Origin of the sequence: Microcoleus sp. EPA2, assembly GCA_020882975.1 — a bacterium.
GTDB lineage: Bacteria > Cyanobacteriota > Cyanobacteriia > Cyanobacteriales > Microcoleaceae > Microcoleus.
The window spans coordinates 177,521-202,746 of sequence record JAHRFD010000001.1; the positions used below are offsets into that span (position 1 = coordinate 177,521).

Sequence of the window (25,226 nt, forward strand, 5' to 3'; positions counted from 1 at the left end):
AACAATTACCAAGAAACAATAAAATTATACCACATTTAAAAGATGCCAGACTTTGATGTAATTGTAATTGGGAGTGGCATTGGCGGCTTAGTCGCGGCATCAATGCTAGCTCGCTACGGTAAGCGGGTACTCGTCTGCGAAAGCCATACCATAGCCGGTGGTGCGGCTCACAGTTTTTCGCGCCGGGGATTTCATTTTGATTCGGGACCTTCTTTTTATTGCGGTTTGACTGACCCCCAGTCCCTCAATCCTTTGCGACAAGTATTGGAGATTTTGGAGGAATCCATCGCCACAATTCCCTACGACCCCTTGGGCCATTATCATTTTCCAGAGGGAAGTTTGCCGGTTTATGCTAATGGGAAAAAATACTTAGATGCTGTAGCTGAGTTTACACCAAAAGGTGCGAAGGAATTGCAGCAATTCCAACAAAATTTATTAGTTTTATATGAAGCTTTGCGGGGAATTCCGGCTGTGGCGCTTAGAGCAGATTGGCAGTTAATGCCTCTTTTGCTGTTTCGGTACTGGCCATCTATGCTGAAACTGCTGCCCCTTGTAGGGGTGATAGGAGGTGCTGCGGGGGTGTTGATGGATAGGGATGTGAGGGACCCTTGGGTGCGGCGTTTGATCGATTTGGAGTGCTTTTTGCTGTCGGGTTTGAAGGCGGAGGGAACTGTCGCCCCGGAAATCGCTTTTATGATTGGCGAACGATCGCGCTCAGTTATAGAATATCCCGTCGGTGGCAGTGGTGCGATCGTCGATGCTTTAGTCAGAGGCTTGCAGCGTTGGGGGGGAAAGTTGCGCCTGGGAACACCTGTCGAGCAAATTTTAGTTGCATCCGGGAGAGCAACAGGTGTTCGCTTGCAAAATGGGGAAACTATCCGCGCACCAATTACTATCTCCAATGCGACCATCTGGGATACTTATACCAAGTTGCTATCACCAGAAGATTTACCAAAAAATTATCGCCAAATTGCCTTATCAACGCCAGCGGTAGAAAGTTTTATGCACCTGCATTTAGGTATTAAAGCTGAAGGACTCCATGGTTTGACTGGGCACCACGTTGTTGTCCATGACAGTAACATCGATATTACAGTACCCGGAAATACTTGCATGATTTCGATTCCTACGGTTTGGGATGCCAATCTCGCACCGCCGGGACATCACGCCATTCATGCTTATACACTGGAACCCTACGAAGGTTGGGAATATGGCGAATTTTATCAACAGAAAAAGCAAGAGCGATCGCAATCTCTGTTCACAGCTTTAGAAAAAATTATCCCCGATTTGCGGAGGCGAATTGTCCTAGAGTCGATCGGCACACCCCTAACCCACGCCCGATTTTTGCACCGATATCAAGGTACTTACGGGCCGGGAATCCCCGCCGGAAAAGGCACATTTCCTGGTCCACAAACACCAGTCAAAGGTTTGTATCGAGTAGGAGACAGTACCATGCCCGGAATTGGCGTACCTGCGGTGGCAGCATCAGGAATTCTGTGCGCGAATACTCTGGTTAATTCCCAGATCACGGCACAATTTTTGTAAAATTTTGCCAGTCTTGACTCAAGTTTATCGTCAATAGTAATGGTTATTTGACTACAATCAACCGAGTTTGGATTTCACAAGTTTATTCATGCGCTTTGCGATCGACTAGGATTAGATCCTACTCAAGGGGCTAGTGTTGAACTCGCAAAACAAGAGTAAAACAAAAGAAAGTGCCATAGTAATACCTATGGGTAGTTGGTTTGAGCGTAAGGAGATTTCTATGGTCGCTAATCAGCCTGATGAACAAAATGTACCAGAATCGATCGCACTACCCGCGATCGACCCGGAACAGCAAAACACCGTAGAAGCCCCCTTTCCCATCGTTGGGATTGTGGCTTCAGCCGGAGGACTAGAAGCATTCACAGAATTACTCCATCACTTACCCATCGATACTGGTATGGCCTTTGTGCTGATTCAGCACTTAGACCCCAATCACGAAAGTCTGCTGACTGAAATTCTCGCCAGAACCACACAAATGCCAGTCACTCAGGTGGTTGACGGGACGACTGTAGAGCCGAATCAAGTATACATAATTCCGCCCAACACTAAGATGACACTAGCCAGCGGTGTCCTGAAACTCACAGCCCGCGAGAAAATTTATGGCAAATATATGCCGGGAGATGCGTTTCTGGTGTCCTTGGCGGCCGATCGCGGACCCAAGGCCCTGGCCGTAGTATTATCCGGGGGAGACGGAGATGGTTCCCTGGGGATCAAGGCAATTAAAGCAGCCGGAGGTGTGACATTTGCTCAATGCGAAGCCTCGGCAAAATTCGATAGTATGCCAAATACCGCAGTGGCTACAGGTGATGTAGACTTCGTTTTACCCCCTCAAAAAATTGCCGAGGAACTGGCAAATTTCCGCGCTGATTCCTGGCTTTCTTGCCCGATATCCATCGCCGCAGTTACAGAATTACCCCCAGACAACTATGTCCGCACCACTATTTTAGGATTGTTGCGATCGACTACAGGGGTTGACTTCACCCACTACAAAGTCGCTACGATCGATCGACGCATCCAACGACGAATGGTATTGTACAAGCTCGAGTCGTTGGCAGATTACGCCCAATATCTGCAAGACCATCCCCCTGAAGTCTATGCCCTATATCAAGAAATCCTGATCCACGTCACCAGTTTTTTTCGCGATCCTGAAGCCTTTGAACAGCTAAAAGAGCTGGTTTTTCCCACGATTACCGCCAATAAGTCAGTCAAGAATCCCATACGGATTTGGGTGGCGGGATGTTCCACAGGGGAAGAAGTTTACTCGATCGCCATTTGTTTGTTAGAGTTTTTGGGCGATCGATCTCCCCAGCCACAGATCCAGATTTTTGCCACAGATATTAGCGAAGCCGCCATTACCAAAGCCAGGTCTGGCTTCTACTTACAAAACCAGATGCTCGATGTTTCACCAGAGCGCCGGACTCGCTTCTTTATATGGGAAGGAGGAGGCTATAAAATCAACAAAACAGTCCGCGAACTCTGTATATTTGCCAGACAAAATTTAGGCAGTGACCCGCCTTTTTCCAATCTCGATCTCATTAGCTGTCGCAATGTGCTGATTTACCTAGCAGAGCCTTTGCAAAAAAGAGTGATTCCGATTTTTCATTACAGTCTTAACCCCACTGGTTTTCTCCTGTTAGGCTCTTCTGAGAGTATCGGAAAATTTTCATCTTTGTTTAATTCATTGCACACAAAGTGCAAAATTTATGCTAAAACATTGACAGAAAATAGTCAGATATTTTCCTTTGCAACGAGTTCTTACCCCATCGCTCAAGTAAATAAATCTCAGCCCACTAATGAAAACTCTCCAGATGGGTTTGACTTACAGCAATACACAGACCAACTAATTTTGAATCGCTACGCCCCAACAGGTGTGGTTGTCAACGAGCAGATGAACATTCTGCAAGTGCGGGGAGATACCAATGCTTACTTGAGACTGACACCAGGGATTCCCAGCTTAAACTTGCTGACAATGGCAAGGGAAGACTTAGCCATCGAACTTCGTACTGCAATGTATCAGGCACTGATGCAGAACGTAGTTGTGAAAAAAGAACGGGTAAAATTGGTGGTGGGCGAGCGATCGAGTTTCGTTAATTTTGAGGTGATTCCCTTCCATCCCGCCCCGGCCGAATCAGGCTACTTTTTGGTTCTATTTGAAGAAGCTTTACTTACTGGGGTCAACCTCAGTACCGTCAATTCTGAGAGCTTGAATCCTGCTGATTTACAGCGCGAGATTCTGGAACTGAGACAAGCACTGGCCACCGCGAATGAAGACAAAAATGTGGCTCAAGCACATCTCCAATCGGTAATTCAGCAGCAGGAAATTCTCAACCAAGACATCAAAGTTGCCAACGAAGAAATCCTATCCAGCAACGAGGAGTTGCAAAGCACCAACGAGGAACTAGAAACGGCAAAAGAAGAGATTCAAGCCACTAATGAGGAACTGATCACCACTAACGAGGAACTTCGGAGTCGCAATATTGAACAACATCATATCACTAACGACTTGATAAATTTGCTGGGCAGTATCAATATTCCGATTTTAATGGTGGAAAACGATTTAAAAATTAGACGCTTTACGCCGATGGCACAGCAACTTTTTAATCTGATTCCTACCGATATTGGGCGACCTTTTAGCGATATTCGTTCCCATCTTGATGTTCCTGATTTGTCAGGGATGATTTTGGAGGTGATTGAGACTCTTCAGACGCAGGAACAAGAAGTTCAAACTCTAGCGGGATATTGGTACATCCTCCGCATTCGTCCTTATCGGACCACGGAAAACCGCATTGACGGTGTGGTAATGGTTTGGATCGATATTGATGCTATGAAACGCAGTACCAAAACCTTAGAGTTAGCCAGAAATTATGCTGAAACCATCGTCGAAACTGTTCCCACACCTTTAGTCGTGCTGGATGCTGATTTATGTGTGAATACAGCCAATCGATGTTTCTATGAAACGTTTCAGGTTTCCTTCCCAGAAACATCGCAGATTTCACTGTTTGAATTGGGAAATGGGCAATGGAATATCCCGCAACTGCGATCGATATTGGCCGATATTTTGGTGAGTGATGTTCAGCTTCAAAACTTTGAGTTAGAGCACGTATTTGAGCAGATTGGGAACAAAACTATGTTGCTGAATGCTTCTAAACTGCAACGAGAAGACCAAGGTATGATGATTTTGTTGTCGATCGAGGATATCACAAGTCGCAAGCAGTTTGAGAAAGAGCGATCGCAGCTATTGATGCAGGAGCAGTTAGCCCGTCAACAAGCAGAAAACAGCAACCGTGCTAAAGATGAATTTCTGGCGAATCTCTCCCATGAACTTCGTAACCCCCTGACTCCCATCCTGGGATGGGCAAAATTGCTGCGCTCTGGCAAACTTAATGAAGCAGCCGTGACTCGTGCCCTAGAGGTGATTGAGCGGAGTGCGATCGCCCAAACTCAGTTAATTGAAGATATTCTGGATATTTCCCGGATTACGAGTGGTAAGCTGCATCTGGATACCAGTCCGATCGATCTGCTGGTAGTGGTGCAAAGTGCGATCGACGGGGTGCAATTATCAGCGGATGCCAAAAACATCAAAATATTTGCCGAGTTGAGTTCTGCGACAGTTTTAGGTGATGCTGACAGATTGCAACAAGTCCTATGGAATCTGCTATCTAACTCGATTAAGTTTACTCCATCGGGTGGACGAGTAGAAATTGTCTTAGAGGCGATCGAGAGTCAGGCTCAAATTCGAGTCATCGACACAGGAAAAGGCATTAAACCAGACTTTTTACCCTATATTTTCGATCGTTTCCATCAAGCTGATTCCAGCACTACCAAGACTAATCAAGGGCTAGGATTAGGATTGTCCATCGTGCGTCATTTAGTCGAACTTCATGGTGGTACAGTGGGAGCCGAAAGTCCGGGTGAGGGACAAGGAACTACGATGACTGTGAGGTTGCCGCTAGTTTCAATTCCCCAGGAATTAACACCGCCAAGTGATGTAGAACCGACTGTATTTACACTACCTTTAAACACTTCAAAAGATGGAGTAACCAGCCTTGAAGGTTTGCAGATATTAAGCGTAGATGATGATATCGATACCCGCGAGTTATTGCAATTTGTGCTGGAAGACTATGGGGCCGAGGTGCTGACGGTGGGATCTGTAAAAGAGGCGATCGCAGCTTTGACGGAAAACCTTGACAAATATGACATCTTGATATCTGATATTGGAATGCCAGAGGAAGATGGGTATTCCTTGATGCAACAAGTGCGTTCTCTTGATGCCAAAGCTGGAAACATTCCAGCTATTGCGCTGACTGCTTATGCTAGCGATGGAGAGCGACAAAAGGCGATCGATGCAGGTTTTAATCAGCATATTGCTAAACCTGTTAAGCCTGCTCAATTAGCATTAATCATTGCGGATTTAATTGCTCAAAAGAATGCCTTGGGGTTTGTTTCGGAATGATTTAACCACAGAGAACGCAGAGAGCGCAGAGGAAGAGAAGAGAGGGATAAATAATTCCGATACTAATTGCGAAAAACATCGAAAGATGAGAAAATAGAAAAAAATATAGAAATTACGGAGTTTTGATTCTTGGTAACTATTAAATGTCGGGGTATTACCTTCTTTAATATTCAAGCCATTATCTTTGACAAAGACGGCACTCTAGAGGATTCTCAAGAATTTTTGAGACATTTAGGGCTGAAGCGATCGCGCTTGGTAGATGCCCAAATTCCGGGCGTTGGAGAGCCATTGCAAATGGCTTTCGGCATCGAAGCTGGTAAAATCGACCCCACGGGATTGATGGCAGTGGGTAGCCGCCGGGAAAACGAAATTGTAGCTGCGGGATATATTGCCGAAACTGGCAGAGGATGGATAGAATCTTTAGGGATCGCCCAACGTGCTTTTGATGAAGCCGACGCAATGTTAAAAAATAGTCCCCCTTCTCCCTTATTTGTGGGCAGTTTAGAAGTGTTGAAATCTCTCTCAGATGCGGGTTTAAAACTGGGAATTCTTTCGGCTGCTACGACTCAAGCCGTGAAAAACTTTGTGAAAAGTTCCGAATTAGGCGCATACATTCAGTTAGAAATGGGTGTGGATTCTGTGCATCTCAATAAACCCGATCCTAAATTATTTTTGTTAGCTTGTGAGAGACTGGGAGTAGATCCCGCAGTAACTTTGATGGTGGGAGATTCAGCCGGAGATATTCAGATGGGTAAAAATGCTGGCGCGGCGGGCTGTATTGGGATTTGTTGGGGGAAAGCGGAGGTTAGTCATTTGTCCCAGGCTGATGTGACGATCGCATCTTTGGATGAAATTACAATTTAGTTATTGGTTATGGGTTATTTGTTGTTTGTTATTTGTTATTGGTTATTGGTTGTTTGTTATATCCAATCCGCTAGCATAGTCCTGTATTCATCTCTCTGATCTCCCTCTGTGTCCTCTGTGTTCTCTGTGGTTAAATCCTTCGTTTTTCTGCGTTTCCAGAGCTTATTTCCTTTTAAAATCTTAATTCATACTCCACAGTTGCTCGATTATCTCCTTGAAAATCAGTAGAACCACGCAACAAAACCTTGTCACTCAAACGATAGCGCAAATTGAATTCTGTGGGCTGATTAGCAGACAACACCCGGATGATAGTAGCCGAAAGATTGCGGGTAATATCGCCTCCAATTTCCAATCCGACACCGAGGGAACCGGCACCAGCATTTGTGGAACCCGCACTAGCGGTGCGCCCTTCCCCGCTACCAATCCTAGTGGGAAATAGCCGGAATTCCGTTAATCCCGTGGCATTTGTAATCACAGATTGAATGTTGCCAAATAAGCCTGCACCTGCTAAATTGGCGATCGCCAGGGTACTATCTCCCCTACCTAAAGTTTGGATAAAACTGCCACCTAACAGTGCGACAATTTCTATTTGCGATCGACTCGGAGAACTTCTCAACTCCAAACTATCAGCCAACCCAGAAGCTTTTCCCCTTACCAAGGCTTGAACTCGTACACTCCGCACATTCCCAAACAGATTCGGTTCATCTGCTATTTCCGATGCGACAGAATTTCCCGGAGTCCGAAATCGGGTTACTTCCTGTACCGAAGTTGCTAATCTCACATCCAGAGTCGGGTCTAATCCTTGGGATGGTACAAAAGTAGCAGTTTGGGGATATCCTCGATCGAGCCTAAACTGGGTTGTAAACAAATTCACCGCACCGTTTGTCAATCTAATTGTACCCTCCGGGCGCAGATCGTCAAGAGTACCATTGACAGTCAAACCCCCAGTCGCCCCAAAACTCAATATGGGCGCGCTTTTAACTTGAATTCCACGCCCCAAGTTTAACTGCAAATCATTTAAACGGACTTCAAAGGAAGGAGAAGAGGAAGTCGCCGTTGGAGTCGCAACCGCAGGAGAAACCTCAACCGCAGCAGAAGGAGTTTCACCGGAAGCAGCAGCAGAGACTAACTTTGTCGCACCACCTGCGCTAGGTAAAAATACCTCGCCCTCATACAGTTCAATTTTGCCACTCAACTGCGGCCGCAAAGCCGTGCCGATCGCCTGCACTTGACCAACTACCTTGCCACGGTACAATCCTTTAAGGTCCAAACCCAACTTATCTAAATTTACAGCTAAGGGACTCGCCGCATCCACATCACCCTCAACAAAAGGTACTGACAGCGGAATCACACCTTGGGCGACAATTTCTCCCTGCTGTAACTGTCCCCGAAGGCCCTGTACCCGAATGCGATCGCCCTCAAAGCGCACCGCCCCAGTCAGCCCTGTGAGCGGTTCTGGGAAGGCCCTGGCGCGGACGGTTGCATTTTCAAAATTTGCAATTCCTTGAGCTACAGGGCGTTCCAGGGTTCCTCCCACGCGAATTTGCACCTGTCCCTTGCCACTAACCCAAGTAACTTGGGGAGTTAAGACATTAATAATCGCCAATCCTTCATTTTGCAAATTGGCCCGCACATCGATTTGATTGCTATCAGCTTTGACAGTGGCAAAAGGCAACTCAAAGGGTAAACTTCCCTGGACTTCAATCGGTTCGGTTTGAGTCACCAAAGCGCTGCCGCCAAAATTCAGACGGGCGTTGCTGTAACTGAAACTGCCATCGGCTTTTTTAATTGGTTCTCTGTTGAGAGTACCGTCTTGCAAACTCAATTCTCCGGCTAGTTGCGGATTAGCTAAAGTGCCGGCCAAGTTGGCGCGCAGATTCAAATTTCCCGTGACATCGACAAAGGGCAATTCCACCAGTTTTGCTAACTCTTCGACTGGTAAATTTTCCACCCGCAACTGCCCGGATTGAGCTTTTTGGCCTAGTTGTCCAGAAAAGCCGATCGCACTTTTGCCCGATCGAATTTCCAGAGGTAAGATAGTTAGAATCCCGTCCTGGAAACCTCCCTCAATGCTGAATTGTTGGGCGACATATTTACCCCAGCGCCAGTTATCACCTTTGACATTAAATTTAGCTTGAATTCCGGTTTGCAAAGAACCGGCTACGGCAATTTCTCCACCAAAAGTGCCTTGCAATTGATCCAAGGGAGGCAAGGGTTCCGATGCTGTGACTGCTTGCTGCTGTCTGAGAATTTCTTCAATTTCTACCAAGCGCTGCAACTGTTCGATTAAAGGGGCTTCGGGGACTCCCACAGCCACGGTTTGGACATCGGCGGCCCTACCGTAAACGGGAGGTTTTAAACCTCTGGCGAAATCTCCTAAATTGAAATATTGCAGGGCGGCTAAAACTTGTTGGAGGTTTCCCTGCTGGATGTTAACTTTTCCGGCAAATTCTGGGTTAGCGCCTGCTTTGACATTGCCAGAAATTAAGTATTGACCGCTGCCTTGGCGGAAAACGCCGTTGGTGAGAGTGGCGCTACCGTTAGCGTAGCTAAATTCTGCCTGGAAACTGTCACCTTTAATATAGCCGATCGCTGGTTGGGCGATCGCAATTTGTCCCGTTGCTTGCAAAGTCGCCGGATTCAGTGGCATTTTCCAACCGGGCACGTTAACTTGTCCCGAAACCGTACCAGTTATCGGCCCCAAACCAGCATCTTTACCCGGTGACAGATTCAAAGCTGCGAGGGGGAAATCGCTTAAATTGACTCGCAGAGTTTCGCCCTCAGTTTGGCCGCTAGCCACCGATTCCCCACGTTTGACTAAGAAAGATGTCGGTAGAAAAGATGGATTTAAGGCTACTTCGATTTTGTCGCTGGCGCCGGCTAGACGCAAATCTACACTTTTGCCCGAACTTGCATTCACAGTGCCCGCCAGTAGGGGGTCAAAAGCTACCTGATTTACGACTAAATTTCGCACCGCCACATCGCCAACTAAGCTGAGGGCGCTGAGAGTACCCGTGAGGCGGCCGACAAAATCGACGTTGCCGCCCAAGGCTGAATTATTATTTGAAGACTTTTTGAGACCCATGGGTCTCAAAAATGCGAGTTGTTCTGTCGGTAAGGCTTCCAGGTTAAAGTTGGAGAGTTTGACATTCAAATCTAGATTAGAAATTGAAGGCAATCCTTTACCTGCAAGTTCGACGTTAACAATGCCATTGGCTGTCAAACCGGGAGTTGTGGCGTTCTCAATTTCCACCCGTTTGCCATCCCAATTAAATATAGCCTCAAGAGGTTGTTTGAGAAATGGCAATTCGGAGATGCGAAAACTGCCACCAGCGCGCACATCCTGTAGGGGCGGTGCCCCCGTGCCCGCCCGTGCCCCCGTGCCCGCCCGTGCCCCCGTGTCCGCCCGTGCCCCCGTGCCCGCCCGTGCCCCCGTGCCCGCCCGTGCCCCCGTGTCCGCCCGTGCCCCCGTGTCCGCCCGTGCCCCCGTGTCCGCCCGTGCCCCCGTGCCCGCTGCGATCGGACCTGATAAATTTAGATTACCGTTAAATAGTCCTCGGAGTAGGGGCAGATTTTGGGCTTGGGAGACTAAACCGGGGGATTGCAAGTTTTGGCGCTGGGCTTCAAAGGCTTTCTGGAAGCGACTTAGGGCAATTTGTCCGCCGTTAATTGAGGCCCGCCAATTCCCCGATTCGGCTTGGGCTTTGGCATTGACAGTACCTCCACCGTTGGCAAGTCGAATTTGTCCTTCGCCCTGGGCGGTGATGCCGTTGGCGGTTAAATTATCTACTGTTCCCAAAAGGCGGACTTTGCCGTCGAGATTGCCATCAATTTCTGGTGGTAAATCTGCTGTGAGTAAACCGGTTTGTTTGAGGGTTTGCTGGAGATTGGCTAGGGCGATGTCGTTGGTTTCGAGGAATGCTTGCCAGTTGCCGTTTTCTAATTGGGCTGTAGTGTCGATCGCCCCAAGTCCATTGGCCAAAATCCGCGTTTCTCCCCTAGCACTAATTCCCTTTGCTGTCAAGTTATCTAAACTGCCGGCGGCTTGGAGTTGGCCGTTAATTCTGCCGTCAAATCCTGTGGGCAAAGTCGCCGTTAGGGGAAACAGTTGGAGATTGCGGATTGTTTGTTCTAAACGACTGAGAATAGGGCGATCGAGATTAGCGACAGCTTGCCACTGTCCGGCGGCTAATTTGGCCTTAAAATCTACCGTACCATCAGCAATATTTAATTTGCCACTGCTGTTGGCTGCAATCTCAACTGCGCTTGATTTCTCCAGACTGCCACTGACTTTGATTTGATTGGATACTTGTCCGTCAATGGATTTGAGATTAGTGATTTTGGATTTGAGGTTGTTGAGATTTGCCGTTTGCTGAGGGTCAGTATTAAACGCTGAGGCTACATCTAACAAGGGCAACCCTAAATCTACCAAGTTGCGGATGGCAGTGCGATCGGTTTCCGCCAGTCCTTGCCAATTTCCCTCTACTAATTCTCCTTGAAAATTAACATTGCCTGAACCCAGATTCAGTTGACCACGGCCTGCAACATTAATGCCCTTTGCCGTCAAATTATCCAGATTACCTGTGGCTTTAAATTGACTTGATAGTTGTCCATTAATTGATTTGAGATTAGCTATTTTGGTTTTGAGATTATTGAGATTTGCCGTGGGCTGGTTGTCAGTATTCAAGGCTGAAGCTACATCTAACAGTGGCAATCCTAAATCTACTAAGCGACTGATGGCTACCCCTTCTGTTGCTGCAATTCCTTGCCAATTTCCCTCTACCAATTCTCCCTGGAAATTGAGATTACTTTCAGCAATATTGAGTTGACCACTACCTCTAACATTGATGCCTTTCGGGGTTAAATTGTCAATATTTCCCCTAGCTTGAAATTCTCCTGCCAACTGTCCATCTAACGATTTTAGATTCGTAATTTTGGATTTGAGATTATTGAGATTGTTGATACTTTCGGCGTTTGAAGTGTTAGAAGTACCAAGAGTCACAAATGGCAAGCCAATATCGATGATTCGATTCAAAGCCACTTGTTCCGTATTACCAAAAGCTTGCCAACTGCCCGATGCTAGTTCGCCATTAACATTCACAATACTGTCAGCTATATTTAATTGTCCTTTAGCTCTAGCATCGATCGCATTTAAACTCAAATTGTCGAGAGTGCCTGCTGCTTCGGCAGTTCCGGTGAAGAAACTTGCTAATTCAGGAGGTAAGGAAAGTCCGGGTACAACTGGCTGTAAACTGTTGAGATTAACTCGATCGCCTTTAATTAAAGCTTGCCATTGACGGCCGACGATGGCTGCATTCACATTCACAGTAGCCTCGCCAATTTTTATAACAGTATTTGGCAAATCCACCGCATTTCCGCCGGCGCGAACTTCGCCACTAGCCGGAAAGTTGCCCTGGGGTGCTTGCCATTGTACCCTAGCTTGAATGTTGTTTAAAGGGCCAAAAATTTGAGTTTTAGCTGAGACGCTCCCAATTTTAACTGTAGCAGGAATTGGCAGACTGTAAATTTGGGCGATCGCGTCGGCCGGCAAGTTCTCGGCTTGCAAATCAAACACCAAACCCGATGGTGAATTGTTATTTGCCAAGGCGATATCAATTTTACCTTTACCGCCAATTTTACCACCAACAGCAGGCTCCACCAGAATATCGCTCAACGTCAAAGCTAAGGATGAAAATGGGGGAACTGAAGAGAGAGAATTGGGAGTTGGGGCGGAGGCTGTTCTACCTCGTTCTAGTTTAAAGTTGGTGCTAATATTTTTGAATTGTAGGCGATCGACTATAGCTGGTTTGGTGGATGCGATCGCACCTACCATAACTGGCTGCGAAACAGTCCCAGTCAATTTAGCATCTAGCTTGACTTCTCCCGCAGCCACCAAGGGCAATATTACTTTTTGGCCTAATTCTTGTTCTAGGGTACTGATAATGTTTGTCGCTGTCACTGGTGGCACATTTGCTACCAGATCGAACTTAGATTGCTCCAGATTGAAATTAGCTCCCGTTGCCACTGTCCCTGCTACTTTTACAGGTATCAAACCATAATTAGCAGTCAGATTATCAACTATAATATTAGTCCCATTAAACCGCACTTGACCGCTACTATTTAGGACTGGCTGTCTCAGTGCTTTAATGGCTAAATCAACTCCTTGAAAATCCGAAGTTCCGGTAATGCCAAATACTTTGTTATCTCGTAATTGTACAGTTAAATTACCATTGGCTAGACCTCTACCTAAATACACATCAGGAATTCTTAGCAACTGGACTAGGTAAGATAAAGGCAATTTTTGACCTTGCATCTGTATGTTAGTCTGAGCTGTTGTCAACAAAGAGTCAGCCTTAATAATAAAATTGTCACTATTGGTAAAGTTACCATTTAATTCATAAATAACTCGCTGGTTTTGCTGCGTAAATTGAGCGCTACCTGTTTTAACAATTACAGAAATGGGCAGAGGTTTTTTTAATCCCCTTGCTGGAGCGGGAGCCAAGACTGCACCGACATTTTCAACTCTAATTGCACCAATTTCAGTTTTAAAGAAACTGGGAGATTTTGGCTTGTCGATAGTGGGAATATTAACCCAAACTCCTCGTTCGTCCTGTTCGATATAAGCGTTGGGTTTGACTAAGGTAATATCTAACTTGAGAGTGCGGTTCAACAACAGTTGCCAGAGTGAAAATTTCACTTCAACTGCTTCGGTAGAGGCATAATCGGGATCGGTAGCAGTTGCAGGTACGCTCGATGGACCAAATCGCAAACTTGTGGGAGAAAATCGCTCCAAACGTCCAATCTGCACCGGGCGTTTCACTAGCTTACTAACTTCAGTTTCCACCACAGGAGCTAACTTTTCGGGAATCCACCAAGCAGCAGCAGCGGCCGCCCCTACCAGGGCGACAATCCCCAATCCCGTACCGCTAAGCAGTAGAGGACGCCACCAGCGAACAGTGCGAGGGGGTGCCTGTTGATTTTTGTCATCGGGAGAGTTAGTCATGGTTGTCTCTGAGAGATTCGGAGAATTGAGGAATTGATATCAATTCCGGTTGTACCGTCAGGTGATTTAACCGCGAAGGCGCGTTCCCCGCAGGGGTTCCCGTAGGGTAGTACGCGAAGCAAGAGAAGAGAGAGTTTAATACAGGACGATGAAGAGAGAATTTTATATGACACTCCCCGATGCTAATGCTATCGCATACAGCGCTGGCTTTCAGCAGCCTAAAAGATATCCCTCTCATCAGTAAGTAAGTCGCCAACCACAGGGATGGTGAAAGCACTGCCCGATTCTGGGCCATATTCAACATTCTACAGTGCCACTTTTTCGTCAGAGGTCAAAAATCAAAAATCAAAAATCGACCGATCGATCCTAAGATAAAAAAACGCTGGTTAGGAAAGTTTGTAAACTTATGCGAGTGTTCGTCTTACTCTTCAATGCCCGCACGGAGAATGAAGGAATTCATACCATTCAACTGGGCGATCGCAATAAGGTTCTCATGTTTGAGTCAGAAGACGACGCCATCCGCTTTGGCGTGATGTTGGAAGCTCAGGATTTTCCCGAACCTACTGTCGAGGCGATCGACGAGGAAGAAATTAAGGAGTTCTGCGATAGTGTCGATTATGACTGGGAACTGGTGCCGGCGGGGGCGCTGGAAATTCCGCCAGAAAACAATGTAGCACAGACAGAGTGGAACTCAGATCCCCAACCCAAGTCTGATACTGATGTCTCCGAAAGCGAACTAGACTCTATTCGCCGCCGACTTGAAGGACTTTTGTAATATTCACACTTGACAAAAAATGAAGAATTTGGAAGAACGGGGGCATCTGCTGACGGAACAGGTGAATGCCAATAGTGAGAATTTAGATCGGCTAAGTTCGATCGAATTGGTGGACTTGTTCAACCGGGAAGACGCTCAAACTTTAAAGGCGATTGCTCAAGCCCGCGAGCATTTAGCCCAAACCATTGACATCGCTGCTGAGTGTCTCCGTCAAGGAGGCCGCCTGTTTTACGTCGGTGCGGGTACTTCTGGGCGTTTGGGGGTACTGGACGCGGCTGAGTGTCCGCCCACCTTCTGCACGCCACCAGAGCTGGTACAGGGGATTATTGCTGGGGGTGCCGGCGCTCTGGTGCGGAGTTCGGAGGATTTGGAGGATCGGGCTCAAGATGGGGCAGAGGCGATCGCCCACCGTCAGATTACCAATCTCGATGTGGTTGTCGGCATTACCGCTGGGGGTACGACACCGTTTGTAGCAGGTGCTTTGCAGGCGGCCCGCCAGCGGGGTGCGAAGACTGTGTTTATCGCCTGTGTACCCGCTGAACAAGTGAGTTTTGAGGCGGATGTTGATATTCGCTTGTTGGTTGGCCCGGAAGTCGTGGCGGGTTCGACGCGCTTAAAGGCGGGTACGGTGACAAAAATGGCTTTGAATATTATTTCGACTGGGGTAATGGTCAAGCTGGGTAAGGTTTATGGCAATCGGATGGTTGATGTGGCTGTAACTAATCAGAAGTTACGCGCTCGGGCTGTGCGGATGCTACAGGATTTGACTGATTTAAAGCGGGATGAAGCCAGTTTTTTGCTCGACAAAAGTGGTAAGTCTGTGAAGTTGGCTTTGATGATGCACTGGACTGGTTTGGAGAAGGAGGAGTGCGATCGCATTTTGGCAGAATTTCAAGGGGATTTGCGATCGGCTGTGGCATCAATTAGTCGTTAGTCAGTTGTTATTAGTTATTGGTTATTGGTTATTCGTTATTGGTTATTCGTTAACAGTCAACAATTCCCGATTCCCGATTCCCGATTCCCGATTCCCGATTCCCGATTCCCGATTCCCAATTCCCAATTCCCAATTCCCGATTCCCAATTCCCAATTCCCAATTCCCGATTCCCAATTCCCGATTCCCAATGCCCAATTCCCAATTCCCAATTCCTCATTCAGTTGTCAACTGTCCTTGGCAATCTCGATTCCAAAAATTGTGCAATGTCTTGACTGGATCTGAGGTGATAAACACTTTTGGTACTTTGAGCGCGATCGACATATTCGCGATATTTGGGAGTCAAATACTTGTAACACAACCACAAAACACGGTAACTATTAAGGGAACTTTTCAAAATCGGACTTTTTTCCGGCCAGCCTTCTGGGGGTTTAAAGCTACCTGAGATCATTCGTTTAGTTACCCACCAGAAATGCACGTATAGCGGCAGATCGACAAAAACTAGACTATCCGCCTCATTGAGTCGTGGCCAGAGGGTTTCCATAGAACCAAACCCCTCAATAATCCATCGGTCTGTCGCCAAAATTCGATCGTGATTACGCTTAAATTCTTCATAGGGAACTTCAGCGCCGCCCGATTGATATTGAATCTTATCCAAAATGTAAAGTGGCAAACCAGTGATTTCGGATAATCTCTTGCTGAGAGTTGATTTACCGCCTCCAGTATTGCCAAATACAGCTACTTTTTTCATAAAAACCTCCGAAGTAGTAGGGTGCGTCAGCTTGGACAATCTGGGCTACCCATCCCATCTTTACCCACTGACGCACCTTAAAAGCTGCATAACTCAAATTTTATGTTATGTTGTTTCCGGTTGTATCGGAATGATTTAACCGGACCTAGAACGCAGAGAACAGAGAGGGAGATAAGAGAGATGAATACAGGACGATGCTACCGGATTTGATATTACCCGTTCACAAAAACGAGCGCCGTAAGTTGACTTTGACTTACACCTTGGACAATTCCCAAATAATTGCTACCAGATTTAATCGCCGTAGAAGCAACGCTTGGACTTCCATTCAACTGCAAACTCACAGCTTCAAAAGTCAAGTTGGTAAACACAATACCGTCAGTCAAACCAATTTTATCCCCTGCCACAAAATCGATGATTACATCTGCATTTGCTAAAGTAGTGACCGCAGACAAACCACCGCCCAGAATAAAGGTATCATTGCCAGTACCGCCAGTCAGAATATCTTGACCGCGATCGCCCCCTAACAAATCATCGCCATTACCGCCAATCAAGATATCATCTTCTTTGCCACCACGGAGAGTGTCGTTACCGTCTCCTCCAATCAGGCGATCGTTATCATTGTTACCGCTGATAAAATCATTACCAACACCCCCATCTATTGAATCTGATTCTTTACCACCGGATAAACTATCATTACCCCCACCACCATTAATAGTATCGGCACCTTGCATTCCATTAATAGTATCTGCACCTTCTCCTCCGGTGAGATTGTCTTTCCCAGAAAGGGCAAAAATTGGCAATCCCCCAGGACTTGTAGGCAACTGAGCATCCCCACTGTCAGATAAGAAATAATTGCCACCGCTGACTGTATTTTTGGGGGCTGTCGTCGGGCTGCCATCGCCTGTAGCATTGGCGATCGGTGTGGTGATAGATACAGATAGATTTGGGGTAGGAGTGGGGGTGGGAGTGGGAGTGGGAGTAGGAGTAGGGGTAGGGGTAGGGGTAGGAGTGGGAGTGGGAGTGGGAAGAGGAGTAGGAGTGGGAGTAGGAGTGGGAGTGGGAGTGGGAGTAGATATGGGTGTAGTGGTACCGTTAAGAGAAGTAGCAAACACTTGCGTCCAATAGTGATTCCAATTTTCAGTACCAGTATCATTGGCTAAAAAATAGTAACCAATGCCAATTTCTTTCAGCTTAGGATCGAGAATATTAGCACGGTGGCCAGCACTGTTCATCCAGGAAGCTACAACTTGTTCGGGTGTAGAAGAGCCCGCAGCAATGTTTTCCGCCGCCGCTGAGAATTTATAGCCCGTTGCAGTAATCCGACTGCTGATGGAAGAACCATCTTTTCCGGTATGAGAAAAGAAGTCTTGCAGGGCCATATTTTCGGTGTGATTTGCCGCCGCATTCAGCAACTGAGCATTGAAAGTTAGGGGTGATAAACCAAATTTAGTGCGTTCTATGTTGGTAAGTTCTAGAACTTTATCAACAAAAGATTGATTGGTTGCACTTGCAAAACGTTCAGGGGCTAAACCTCCTTCGTTTAAGATGTCTAAAGGTTGAGTGGTGGCATTATTGATTTGTTCAAACATGGTGAGTTATAAAAATTGAGATTGGCTTACTTCATATCTACAACTGCTGTACTTGCTTTCCGTAGATATTGCCTAAAAATTTTGATGTTAATCGACCGGGAATTTGAGAGATTTAAGCCTCTAATTCCCGATCTTCAATTCATCTAAGTTAATCTACTGAGTCGATGTATAAATTGGATAATGGTTTGAGAAGATTCAATATAAAAGCTTAATAATTTTGGTATTTAAATTCAGTATATTTACTTAATATGACCTAATTTTTGTGGTGGAACAGGCCCAAAAGCCTGTTCTTGAAAATGTAATAAGCAAGAAGCAAAAAAAAACTTGAAATACAAATTTTAGACTTACAATGCCCTAGACGCTAGCCCCTATGCTCCTTTGGCTTCCAATGCAACTTGCTCAACTTCATCTTTAGTCAGAATTTCTAGAGCTGCTTCTGCTTCAGCACCGCCTAATCGTCTGAGAGCTTGGGCGACTCGGTAACGGATTTGCCAATCTGCGTTGGTAGCGTAGGGGAGGAGTAGGGGAATGGCTCGCGGATCTTTCAATTCTCCTAATGCACTGATCGCAATGGTTTGGATTAACTCGTTGTCGGAGGCTAAGGCATTTTCTAACATGGGAAATGCTTTGGGATCTCCCATTTCTCCCAAGGCTGCGACGATGCTGAGTTGAACTAGCCACTCCGATGTATTGCTGTAAACTTGTTGTAAATCTGCTAGAGCATCGGTTAATTTCAAAGCACCCAAAGCATCGGCTGCGGCGGCTTGGACGTCGGGTTCGGGGTCGTTGTTCAAGCTGTGAAGCAGTATCTCTAAGGCGTTGGAGAGATTCTCTGTACCGAGGGTTGACATTTGGCTGACGGCTGCGTAACGAACGCGGACGTTTTTGTCGCCGATCGCAGTTTGAATCAGTTTATAGGCGATGGCTGGTTCTAGTTGACGCAGTTGATTGACACCACGGAGGCGATCGCCAAAATCCTCGGAATTCAGCAATTGTTCGACAGACTCAGGGTTAAGGCTCATGGGTTTTTAAATTTGCTAATTGGTAATTGGTAATTGGTAATTGGTAATTGCCAAAAGTTCACTGATTCAAGATGAGAGTGGCTGATTTTCTGGTCAATTCGTGTTAATATGGGAGCTACTTAAAACTCCGATACCATTGCTCGGACAATATCTCCCCTAGTGAGGATACCAATTACCTTACCATTCTGATCGATCACAGGTAATCGGTGGATCTTGCGCTCGTGCAGAAGTTTGGCTGCTTCTTGGACTGATTTTTCAGGTGTGATGCTAATGGGTTCTCGGCTCATAACTTCTCCTACTGTTTGTCCTAAAGCTTTGTGAAGTTCTTGCTCGTAACGAGAAGGGTTTTCTAAGTAAATCACGCTGTCGAGTATCATGATGTAAGTGGGGGGAGTTGCACCTGTTTCCTGCCACATCAAGTCAGTTTCGGATATGACACCGATCAACAAATCATTGGCATCTACAACCGGAAGGCCGCTAATCCGGCGAGCAGCTAAAATTTTAATCGCTTCCTTGACGGACATTTCTGCTCGCGCTGTCAGGGGTTCGCGAGTCATTAAATCGGCTACGGTTTTGGGCATGATTGGCGTTTAATTTAATTGTTTCTCTCGATCATATATCTAATTTCCAATCTAAAATCTAAAATCGGTCGATCGCTTTCAAAATTGTTAAGATATATTAAAAAATGCTTCCGAACAATGCCAGAATCCGACGCTAAAAAACCAGAATCCCCACCCGAAGTGCGCTGTGTATTAGTTTGTCAACATCAATCTTGTCTGAGAAATGGTTCAGCCTCCGTGCTAGCTGCTTTTGAAGCCCATCCGGTTTCAGGAGTTAAGGTGGAGGCTAGCGGTTGTCAGGGACAGTGTAACACCGGCCCGACGGTGCGAGTAACGCCAGAGGAAATTTGGTATTGTCGAGTTAAAATCAGCGATGTGCCCCGGATTGTGGAAGAGCACCTCCAGGAGGGAAAGCCTGTCAAAGCGCTTTTCAATCCGAGAATTCATCTTTATTATTCATGAGCATCCCAGGAATTGTGATTGGTTTATTGACGCTGCTGGGTACTTCATCGGCGGTTGTGGCGCAAATTCCAGCAGTTTCTGGGAATATTTGTGCGGTAGATTTAGGTGCAAAAATAGATGCGATCGCCAATCGTGCTGAATTTAGTCGATCGCGCTGGGGCATTTTGATTCAACCCCTATCTTCTACTACGACTCTCTACAGTCGTGATGCTCAAAAATACTTTATTCCGGCATCAAATGTCAAGCTATTAACCACCGCCGCTGCTTTACAAAAACTGGGTGCTGATTTTCGGATCGAGACCTCGGTTTACAGCGGTGAAAATGGTAATTTATATATTGCAGGTAGGGGCGATCCGAGTCTTGCGGAGGCTCAGTTGCAAGATTTGGCTCAGCAGTTGAAGCGGCGGGGAATTAGTCAAGTTAACGAATTGATTGGCGATGATAGCTATTTTCAAGGTAATGCAGTCCATCCGAATTGGGAATGGGAAGATGCCCAGGCTGGCTACGGAGCACCGATTAATAGTTTAATGTTTAATCAAAATGCGATCGAGCTAATTTTATCACCCCAGGCGATCGGGCAACCACTGAAAGTTACTTTTGCCCAACCAAAGTTGACAAATCAGTGGCGAATCGAAAATAAGTCTGTGACAGTCGGACAAAATGAATCAGAATTTATTGAAGTTGGCAGAGATTTCGGGCAACCTATGCTGCAAGTTCGTGGTAATTTGAGAGTTGGTGCAGAGTCTGAATCCGCTTACGTGGCAGTGGTGAATCCTGCTCATCATTTTTTGCAACAGTTTCAGCAATCTCTGGAGGCGGAAGGAATTGCGGTTAAACAGGCTTTAGTGGTATCTAATTCTCGCAATTTAACTCAAAAGTTAGCAACTATTGAATCCCCACCAATGGCAGAATTGGTGAAAGAAACTAATCGGGAAAGTAACAATGTTTATGCAGAGGTTTTATTGAGATTGTTGGGGAAAGTTACAGGTAAGATGCCTGGACCACAAGAGGATACAATGGAAGTTGGTTTGCAAGAGTTAAAAACAACTTTAACTCAATTAGGTGTAAATCCCGATAGCTATGTATTAGTTGATGGTTCTGGATTGTCTCGCCACAATTTAATTAGTCCAGAAGCCTTGGTGCAAACTTTGAGATTAATGGCGAATTCACCTTTGGGATCTGTTTACCGCGCGTCTTTACCTGTGGCTGGGGAGAGCGGAACTTTGAAAAATCGTTTCAATACACCAAATCGAGTCATTTTGCAAGCAAAAACTGGAACTTTAAGCTCCGTTGCAGCGCTGTCGGGATATGTGGAAGTTCCGAATTACGAGCCGTTGGTGTTTAGCATTATGGTGAATCAATCGGATCGGTCTGCTGCCCAAGTGCGAGCGGCGATCGACGAAATTGTGCTGTTATTAAATCGCCTCAGCGGCTGTTAAAAAAAATCAATCATAGCAGGAAAATTTTACACATTAAGTGCGATCGGCTACAATGAAAGAAGAAAAATTAAAACCAGTAGGTTGCTGGAGTAGGCAGCCCGTTTGGGGTGTTTGTATAACCAAAAGGTAAGTATAAGTTTCACAATATGAAATTTTTAGATTCCGAACAACAGCATATCTTTGTCGAAACCAACAAAATCCGCTTGCACTGCGTTTCCCAAGGTGAAGGCGAACTTGTCTTGCTCTTACACGGGTTTCCAGAGTTTTGGTATTCTTGGCGTCACCAAATTCCTGCCTTGGCGCGTCATTTCAAGGTTGTAGTCCCGGATTTGCGCGGCTACAACGATTCGGACAAGCCCGCAAGTGGCTATGATTTGGATACGCTGAGTGCAGATATTCGTGGTTTGATCGATCGCCTCGGCTATACAAAAGCTCACATTGTCGGTCATGATTGGGGAGGGGTGATCGCGTGGCATTTAGCTCAAAAATTCCCGGAAAAGCTCAACCGTTTGGCAATTTTAAACGCTCCTCACCCGCAACGCTTCGTGCAAGAAATGGCGAGTAACTTAGATCAACTCCGTCGCAGTTGGTATGTTTTTGCTTTTCAGGTTCCTGGTATTCCCGAATGGTTGATTCAGCAAAACTTGAAAGATTTTGTGCAAAATGTGTTTCAAGGACAAGCTATTCGTAAAGGCTCTTTTAGCGCTGAAGAAACTAAGATTTATCAGACAGCTTTGGAAAAGCCGGGAGTATTGGGGGCTGCGGTGAATTATTACCGGCAGATATTTCATCCGCAGAGGCTGTGGAATTTGGGTCATCCATGGGAAACGGTGAAGGTTCCGACTTTGGTGCTTTGGGGAGAAGAGGATGCGTTTTTGAGCCACAAACTGGTGGAAGGTTTAGACCGATTAATTTCTGCTCCCTTTAAGCTAAAGTTAGTTCCGAATTGTGGCCACTGGATTCAGCAAGAAGTTCCGCAAACGGTGAATCGAGAATTGCTGAGTTTTCTGAGAAATTCTTCTCCTTCTTTGGTTTTGGGATAGAAAAATTTTAAATTTTGACAGGACTTACGCAAAGAAGAACGGGCCGAACAGCCCGTTCCACAAAAATTCAATGAAGTAAGAAACAACCTGGAACAGGAAAGAGGGAAAAAACAGAAACTATTCCCGATGCGCCATTCCCAAAATCGTTAATCCCAGAGCAAATTTTCTTTAATCAACTCTGCAATCATCGCGGTTCTGGAAGATACACTTAGTTTGATAAAAATTCGCCTCACGTAAGTAGCAACCGTCCAGTGGCTGATATCTAGACGTTTGGCAATACATTTGTTTGGCAGACCTTGGGCTACTAATTGGGCGATCGCTTTTTCGCGTGGACTGAGGCTAATTTCCGGTTTGTAACTTGTGCTTTGCATAATTTTGCAATCAGAAAATGAGTTAAAATCTCATCCAGGAATCACAGAATTGCGAGTTGTTTTTCGCACTTTAGATCGAGGATTTTTTCAATCAGATTCAACATCCCACTTAATTAATCGAGGGGCAATTTTGCCTGGTCTTAAACAGTTGATAATTTCCCAGATCGGGAGCTTGCCACTTTCCATTTTCACTAAAACTAAAATCGCAGAGTCAGGGCGAAATACTCGATCGCGAATAAACGCTTCCAGTATAAATTCCTCTGACACTGAAGGTTAAAGACCAGTAAAAACGTCGCAAACCTAGTCTTTCCCAGGAATCCAGTCTGCCGAGGCGATCGGCTCCCAGCCTTGCTCATTCAAAAACTGCACCACTTCGCACCCTAATGTTCCTGCTGGTAGTTGGCGCCATGTTTCCAAGTCAATTTCACATTTTAGACTGCTCTTAATTTTAGGATTAAAATTTTCAGCCATCTTCAATATAACTTCTAACTCAGAATCCGCCATGATTTATTATCCTTTGAGCAATCATTTAATATTCTTGATAATTTAATTCGCGTTTCTCAAGTTCATATTTGCCATAAATCTACTTTGGTTTTTGGGTAGCTAGGCTCAGCAAGTCGTATTTTCTGTTTAACCAATCAGCTTTCAGGAAGCTTTGCATTTCTTTACAAACAGCCGAAAATATAAAATTTGCCAACTTTGAGGCTCGCGCTCCTTGTCCTCTAGCCAACTTCAGCGTCGCGGGACTACTCAGTAGAATCTACATTATTTAGGGGTGATTAAGACAAAAACATACTTACGTGTATGATTGATTTGACTGCAAATAATTAGCCCCTGCAATTTTCCAGTAAATATATCAGTGGTGGAGGCACAGCCAAACTAGAGCCCCGACTTGTTTAACAAATCAGGGCTCTAACAGCAGAACATTGATTGAGCGAACTACTCACCGCTAACCTGGAGTAGCAGGTATCGCGGGAGTTCTGTACTGAGAGTCAAAAGATTTAGATTTCTTCCAAATCTTCGACATCTTCCATATCTTCTAGATCTTCTAGATCCTCATCTTCCACAGGAGCGACGGAATTAGCAGAAACCACAGCACCAGTAGCAAGTTTTTCTCTGACTAATTTCTCAATTTCATTTTTGAAATCGATATTTTTCTCCATGTGTTGAATTACTTTGTCTCGTCCTTGAGCTATGTTCTCTCCGTTGTAGCTATACCAAGAACCTTTTTTGATAATTACTCCCATTTCATCGGCCAAGTCAGTCAGACAGCCTAAAGTAGAAATGCCTTTGCCAAATACAATGTCAAATTCGGCAATGCGGAAAGGCGGAGCAACTTTATTTTTAGCAACTTTAACTTTGGTGCGGTTCCCGTACTCTTCTGTGCCTTTTTTCAAGGTTTGAATCCGGCGAATATCGAGTCGCACGCTGGCGTAGAATTTGAGAGCGTTACCGCCTGTTGTCGTTTCGGGATTACCGTAGGTGACACCGATTTTTTGGCGCAATTGGTTGAGAAAAATGACGGTACAGCCGGATTTGCCGATGTTCCCGGTGATTTTTCGCAAAGCTTGGCTCATCAACCGGGCTTGCAAACCCATGTGGGAGTCGCCCATGTCGCCTTCAATTTCGGCGCGGGGGACGAGGGCTGCTACGGAGTCAACGACTACGATATCGACGGCGACGGAACGGACGAGTTGATCGACTATTTCTAGCCCCATCTCTCCGGTATCGGGTTGGGAAACTAGGAGATTTTCAATATCGACACCCAAGGCTGAGGCGTAGGTGGGATCTAGGGCGTGTTCGGCATCGACGAAGGCGGCGATACCGCCGGATTTTTGGACTTCGGCGATCGCGTGTAGCGCTAGAGTGGTTTTACCGGAACTTTCTGGGCCATAGATTTCAATGACTCGGCCTTTTGGCAAACCGCCACCCAAGGCGATGTCAAGTGTCAGGGCTCCGCTGGGAATGGTTTCTACCCTCATGCGAGTGGCGTCTCCCAATCGGACGATCGCCCCTTTGCCAAAGCTACGCTCGATCTGGGAAAGTACCGCAGTCAGGGCTTTTTGCTTTTCGGGGCTTTCAGTAATTTTTGTAGACGTATCTTTTTTTGCCATTTGCGGTACACAGGTAGGGCCCTTGCGGAGCTTGTTGATTAACTGTACAACACGTATGTTAGCAGTTATTTTAGGGGTGGGGAGGTTCTGGAGAGATTTGATTCACGATTCTTGATTTTGCTGAAGTCCGGCAGCAGCCCTGGCTGTTTCATTCTCAGGAAAATCTGTAGGGGCGGTGCCAAGAGTACCCGCCGAGCCCATAGATGATTTGTGGGCGTTTGAAGTTCTGGGGCAGCCACGGGGGGCGGCCCCTACAATAGAAGTCCGGCAGCAGCCCTGGCTGTTTCATTCTCAGGAAAATCTGTA

The 25,226-nt window shown here is 46.1% G+C and carries 17 protein-coding genes; 8 read left to right on the forward strand and 9 right to left on the reverse strand.

The features are described from left to right. Window positions 1–42 precede the first annotated feature (42 nt). The 3 genes from AAFP14_RS00660 (at window position 43) to AAFP14_RS00670 (ending at window position 6,859) form a co-directional block, all read left to right on the forward strand. Window positions 43–1,542, forward strand: a complete 1,500-nt coding sequence (locus tag AAFP14_RS00660; protein ID WP_341730420.1) for a phytoene desaturase family protein — start codon at window positions 43–45, stop codon at window positions 1,540–1,542. A 220-nt stretch (window positions 1,543–1,762) separates the two neighbouring features. Continuing rightward, on the forward strand, window positions 1,763–5,995 hold the full coding sequence (locus AAFP14_RS00665) for a chemotaxis protein CheB (RefSeq protein ID WP_341730421.1): 4,233 nt from the start codon (window positions 1,763–1,765) through the stop codon (window positions 5,993–5,995). A 129-nt stretch (window positions 5,996–6,124) separates the two neighbouring features. Next, window positions 6,125–6,859 carry an HAD family hydrolase gene (locus tag AAFP14_RS00670; protein ID WP_341730422.1) on the forward strand — a complete coding sequence of 245 codons (735 nt, stop codon included), beginning with the start codon at window positions 6,125–6,127 and terminating at the stop codon, window positions 6,857–6,859. Between the two features lie 172 nt (window positions 6,860–7,031). On the opposite strand, the gene AAFP14_RS00675 is transcribed toward AAFP14_RS00670, so the two are convergent. Continuing rightward, window positions 7,032–13,862 (reverse strand): translocation/assembly module TamB domain-containing protein, encoded by a 6,831-nt coding sequence (locus tag AAFP14_RS00675; RefSeq protein ID WP_341730423.1) that lies wholly within the window; start codon window positions 13,860–13,862, stop codon window positions 7,032–7,034. 406 nt (window positions 13,863–14,268) lie between these two features. Between AAFP14_RS00675 and AAFP14_RS00680 the strand changes: the two genes are divergently transcribed. Beyond that, window positions 14,269–14,637: a DUF3110 domain-containing protein gene (locus tag AAFP14_RS00680; RefSeq protein WP_341730424.1), complete on the forward strand. Its 369-nt coding sequence runs from the start codon at window positions 14,269–14,271 to the stop codon at window positions 14,635–14,637. A gap of 19 nt (window positions 14,638–14,656) precedes the next feature. After that, window positions 14,657–15,571, forward strand: coding sequence for an N-acetylmuramic acid 6-phosphate etherase (gene murQ / locus AAFP14_RS00685; RefSeq protein WP_341730425.1), 915 nt, complete (start codon window positions 14,657–14,659; stop codon window positions 15,569–15,571). Between the two features lie 56 nt (window positions 15,572–15,627). Here murQ and AAFP14_RS00690 read toward each other — a convergent pair whose 3' ends face one another. The 5 genes from AAFP14_RS00690 to AAFP14_RS00710 form a co-directional block, all read right to left on the reverse strand. Continuing rightward, window positions 15,628–15,789 (reverse strand): hypothetical protein, encoded by a 162-nt coding sequence (locus tag AAFP14_RS00690; protein ID WP_341730426.1) that lies wholly within the window; start codon window positions 15,787–15,789, stop codon window positions 15,628–15,630. Beyond that, window positions 15,790–16,320, reverse strand: a complete 531-nt coding sequence (locus AAFP14_RS00695) for an isopentenyl transferase family protein (protein WP_341730427.1) — start codon at window positions 16,318–16,320, stop codon at window positions 15,790–15,792. It abuts the gene before it with no gap. A 212-nt stretch (window positions 16,321–16,532) separates the two neighbouring features. Beyond that, complete coding sequence (locus tag AAFP14_RS00700) at window positions 16,533–17,909, reverse strand: CAP domain-containing protein (RefSeq protein ID WP_341730428.1); 1,377 nt, start codon at window positions 17,907–17,909, stop codon at window positions 16,533–16,535. Window positions 17,910–18,277: 368 nt separating this feature from the next. Continuing rightward, the gene (gene nblB, locus AAFP14_RS00705) at window positions 18,278–18,931 is read right to left on the reverse strand and encodes a phycobilisome degradation protein NblB (RefSeq protein WP_341730429.1); all 654 of its coding nucleotides are present in this window, start codon (window positions 18,929–18,931) and stop codon (window positions 18,278–18,280) included. Between the two features lie 119 nt (window positions 18,932–19,050). Further along, a complete protein-coding gene (locus AAFP14_RS00710) occupies window positions 19,051–19,512 on the reverse strand; it encodes a CBS domain-containing protein (RefSeq protein WP_341730430.1) in 462 nt (153 codons plus the stop codon). 117 nt (window positions 19,513–19,629) lie between these two features. Between AAFP14_RS00710 and AAFP14_RS00715 the strand changes: the two genes are divergently transcribed. The 3 genes from AAFP14_RS00715 (at window position 19,630) to AAFP14_RS00725 (ending at window position 22,435) form a co-directional block, all read left to right on the forward strand. Beyond that, window positions 19,630–19,953 (forward strand): (2Fe-2S) ferredoxin domain-containing protein, encoded by a 324-nt coding sequence (locus AAFP14_RS00715; protein ID WP_341730431.1) that lies wholly within the window; start codon window positions 19,630–19,632, stop codon window positions 19,951–19,953. Then, the gene (gene dacB, locus AAFP14_RS00720) at window positions 19,950–21,392 is read left to right on the forward strand and encodes a D-alanyl-D-alanine carboxypeptidase/D-alanyl-D-alanine endopeptidase (RefSeq protein WP_341730432.1); all 1,443 of its coding nucleotides are present in this window, start codon (window positions 19,950–19,952) and stop codon (window positions 21,390–21,392) included. The genes AAFP14_RS00715 and dacB overlap by 4 nt, the downstream gene beginning before the upstream one ends. A 146-nt stretch (window positions 21,393–21,538) precedes the next feature. After that, the gene (locus AAFP14_RS00725) at window positions 21,539–22,435 is read left to right on the forward strand and encodes an alpha/beta fold hydrolase (protein WP_341730433.1); all 897 of its coding nucleotides are present in this window, start codon (window positions 21,539–21,541) and stop codon (window positions 22,433–22,435) included. A 146-nt stretch (window positions 22,436–22,581) separates the two neighbouring features. On the opposite strand, the gene AAFP14_RS00730 is transcribed toward AAFP14_RS00725, so the two are convergent. From AAFP14_RS00730 to recA, 3 genes are all read right to left on the reverse strand, one after another. Then, window positions 22,582–22,806 carry a response regulator transcription factor gene (locus tag AAFP14_RS00730; protein ID WP_341730434.1) on the reverse strand — a complete coding sequence of 75 codons (225 nt, stop codon included), beginning with the start codon at window positions 22,804–22,806 and terminating at the stop codon, window positions 22,582–22,584. A 300-nt stretch (window positions 22,807–23,106) separates the two neighbouring features. Beyond that, window positions 23,107–23,310 carry a hypothetical protein gene (locus AAFP14_RS00735; RefSeq protein WP_341730435.1) on the reverse strand — a complete coding sequence of 68 codons (204 nt, stop codon included), beginning with the start codon at window positions 23,308–23,310 and terminating at the stop codon, window positions 23,107–23,109. A 497-nt stretch (window positions 23,311–23,807) separates the two neighbouring features. Beyond that, window positions 23,808–24,920, reverse strand: a complete 1,113-nt coding sequence (gene recA, locus AAFP14_RS00740; protein WP_341730436.1) for a recombinase RecA — start codon at window positions 24,918–24,920, stop codon at window positions 23,808–23,810. Between the last annotated feature and the right edge of the window lie 306 nt (window positions 24,921–25,226).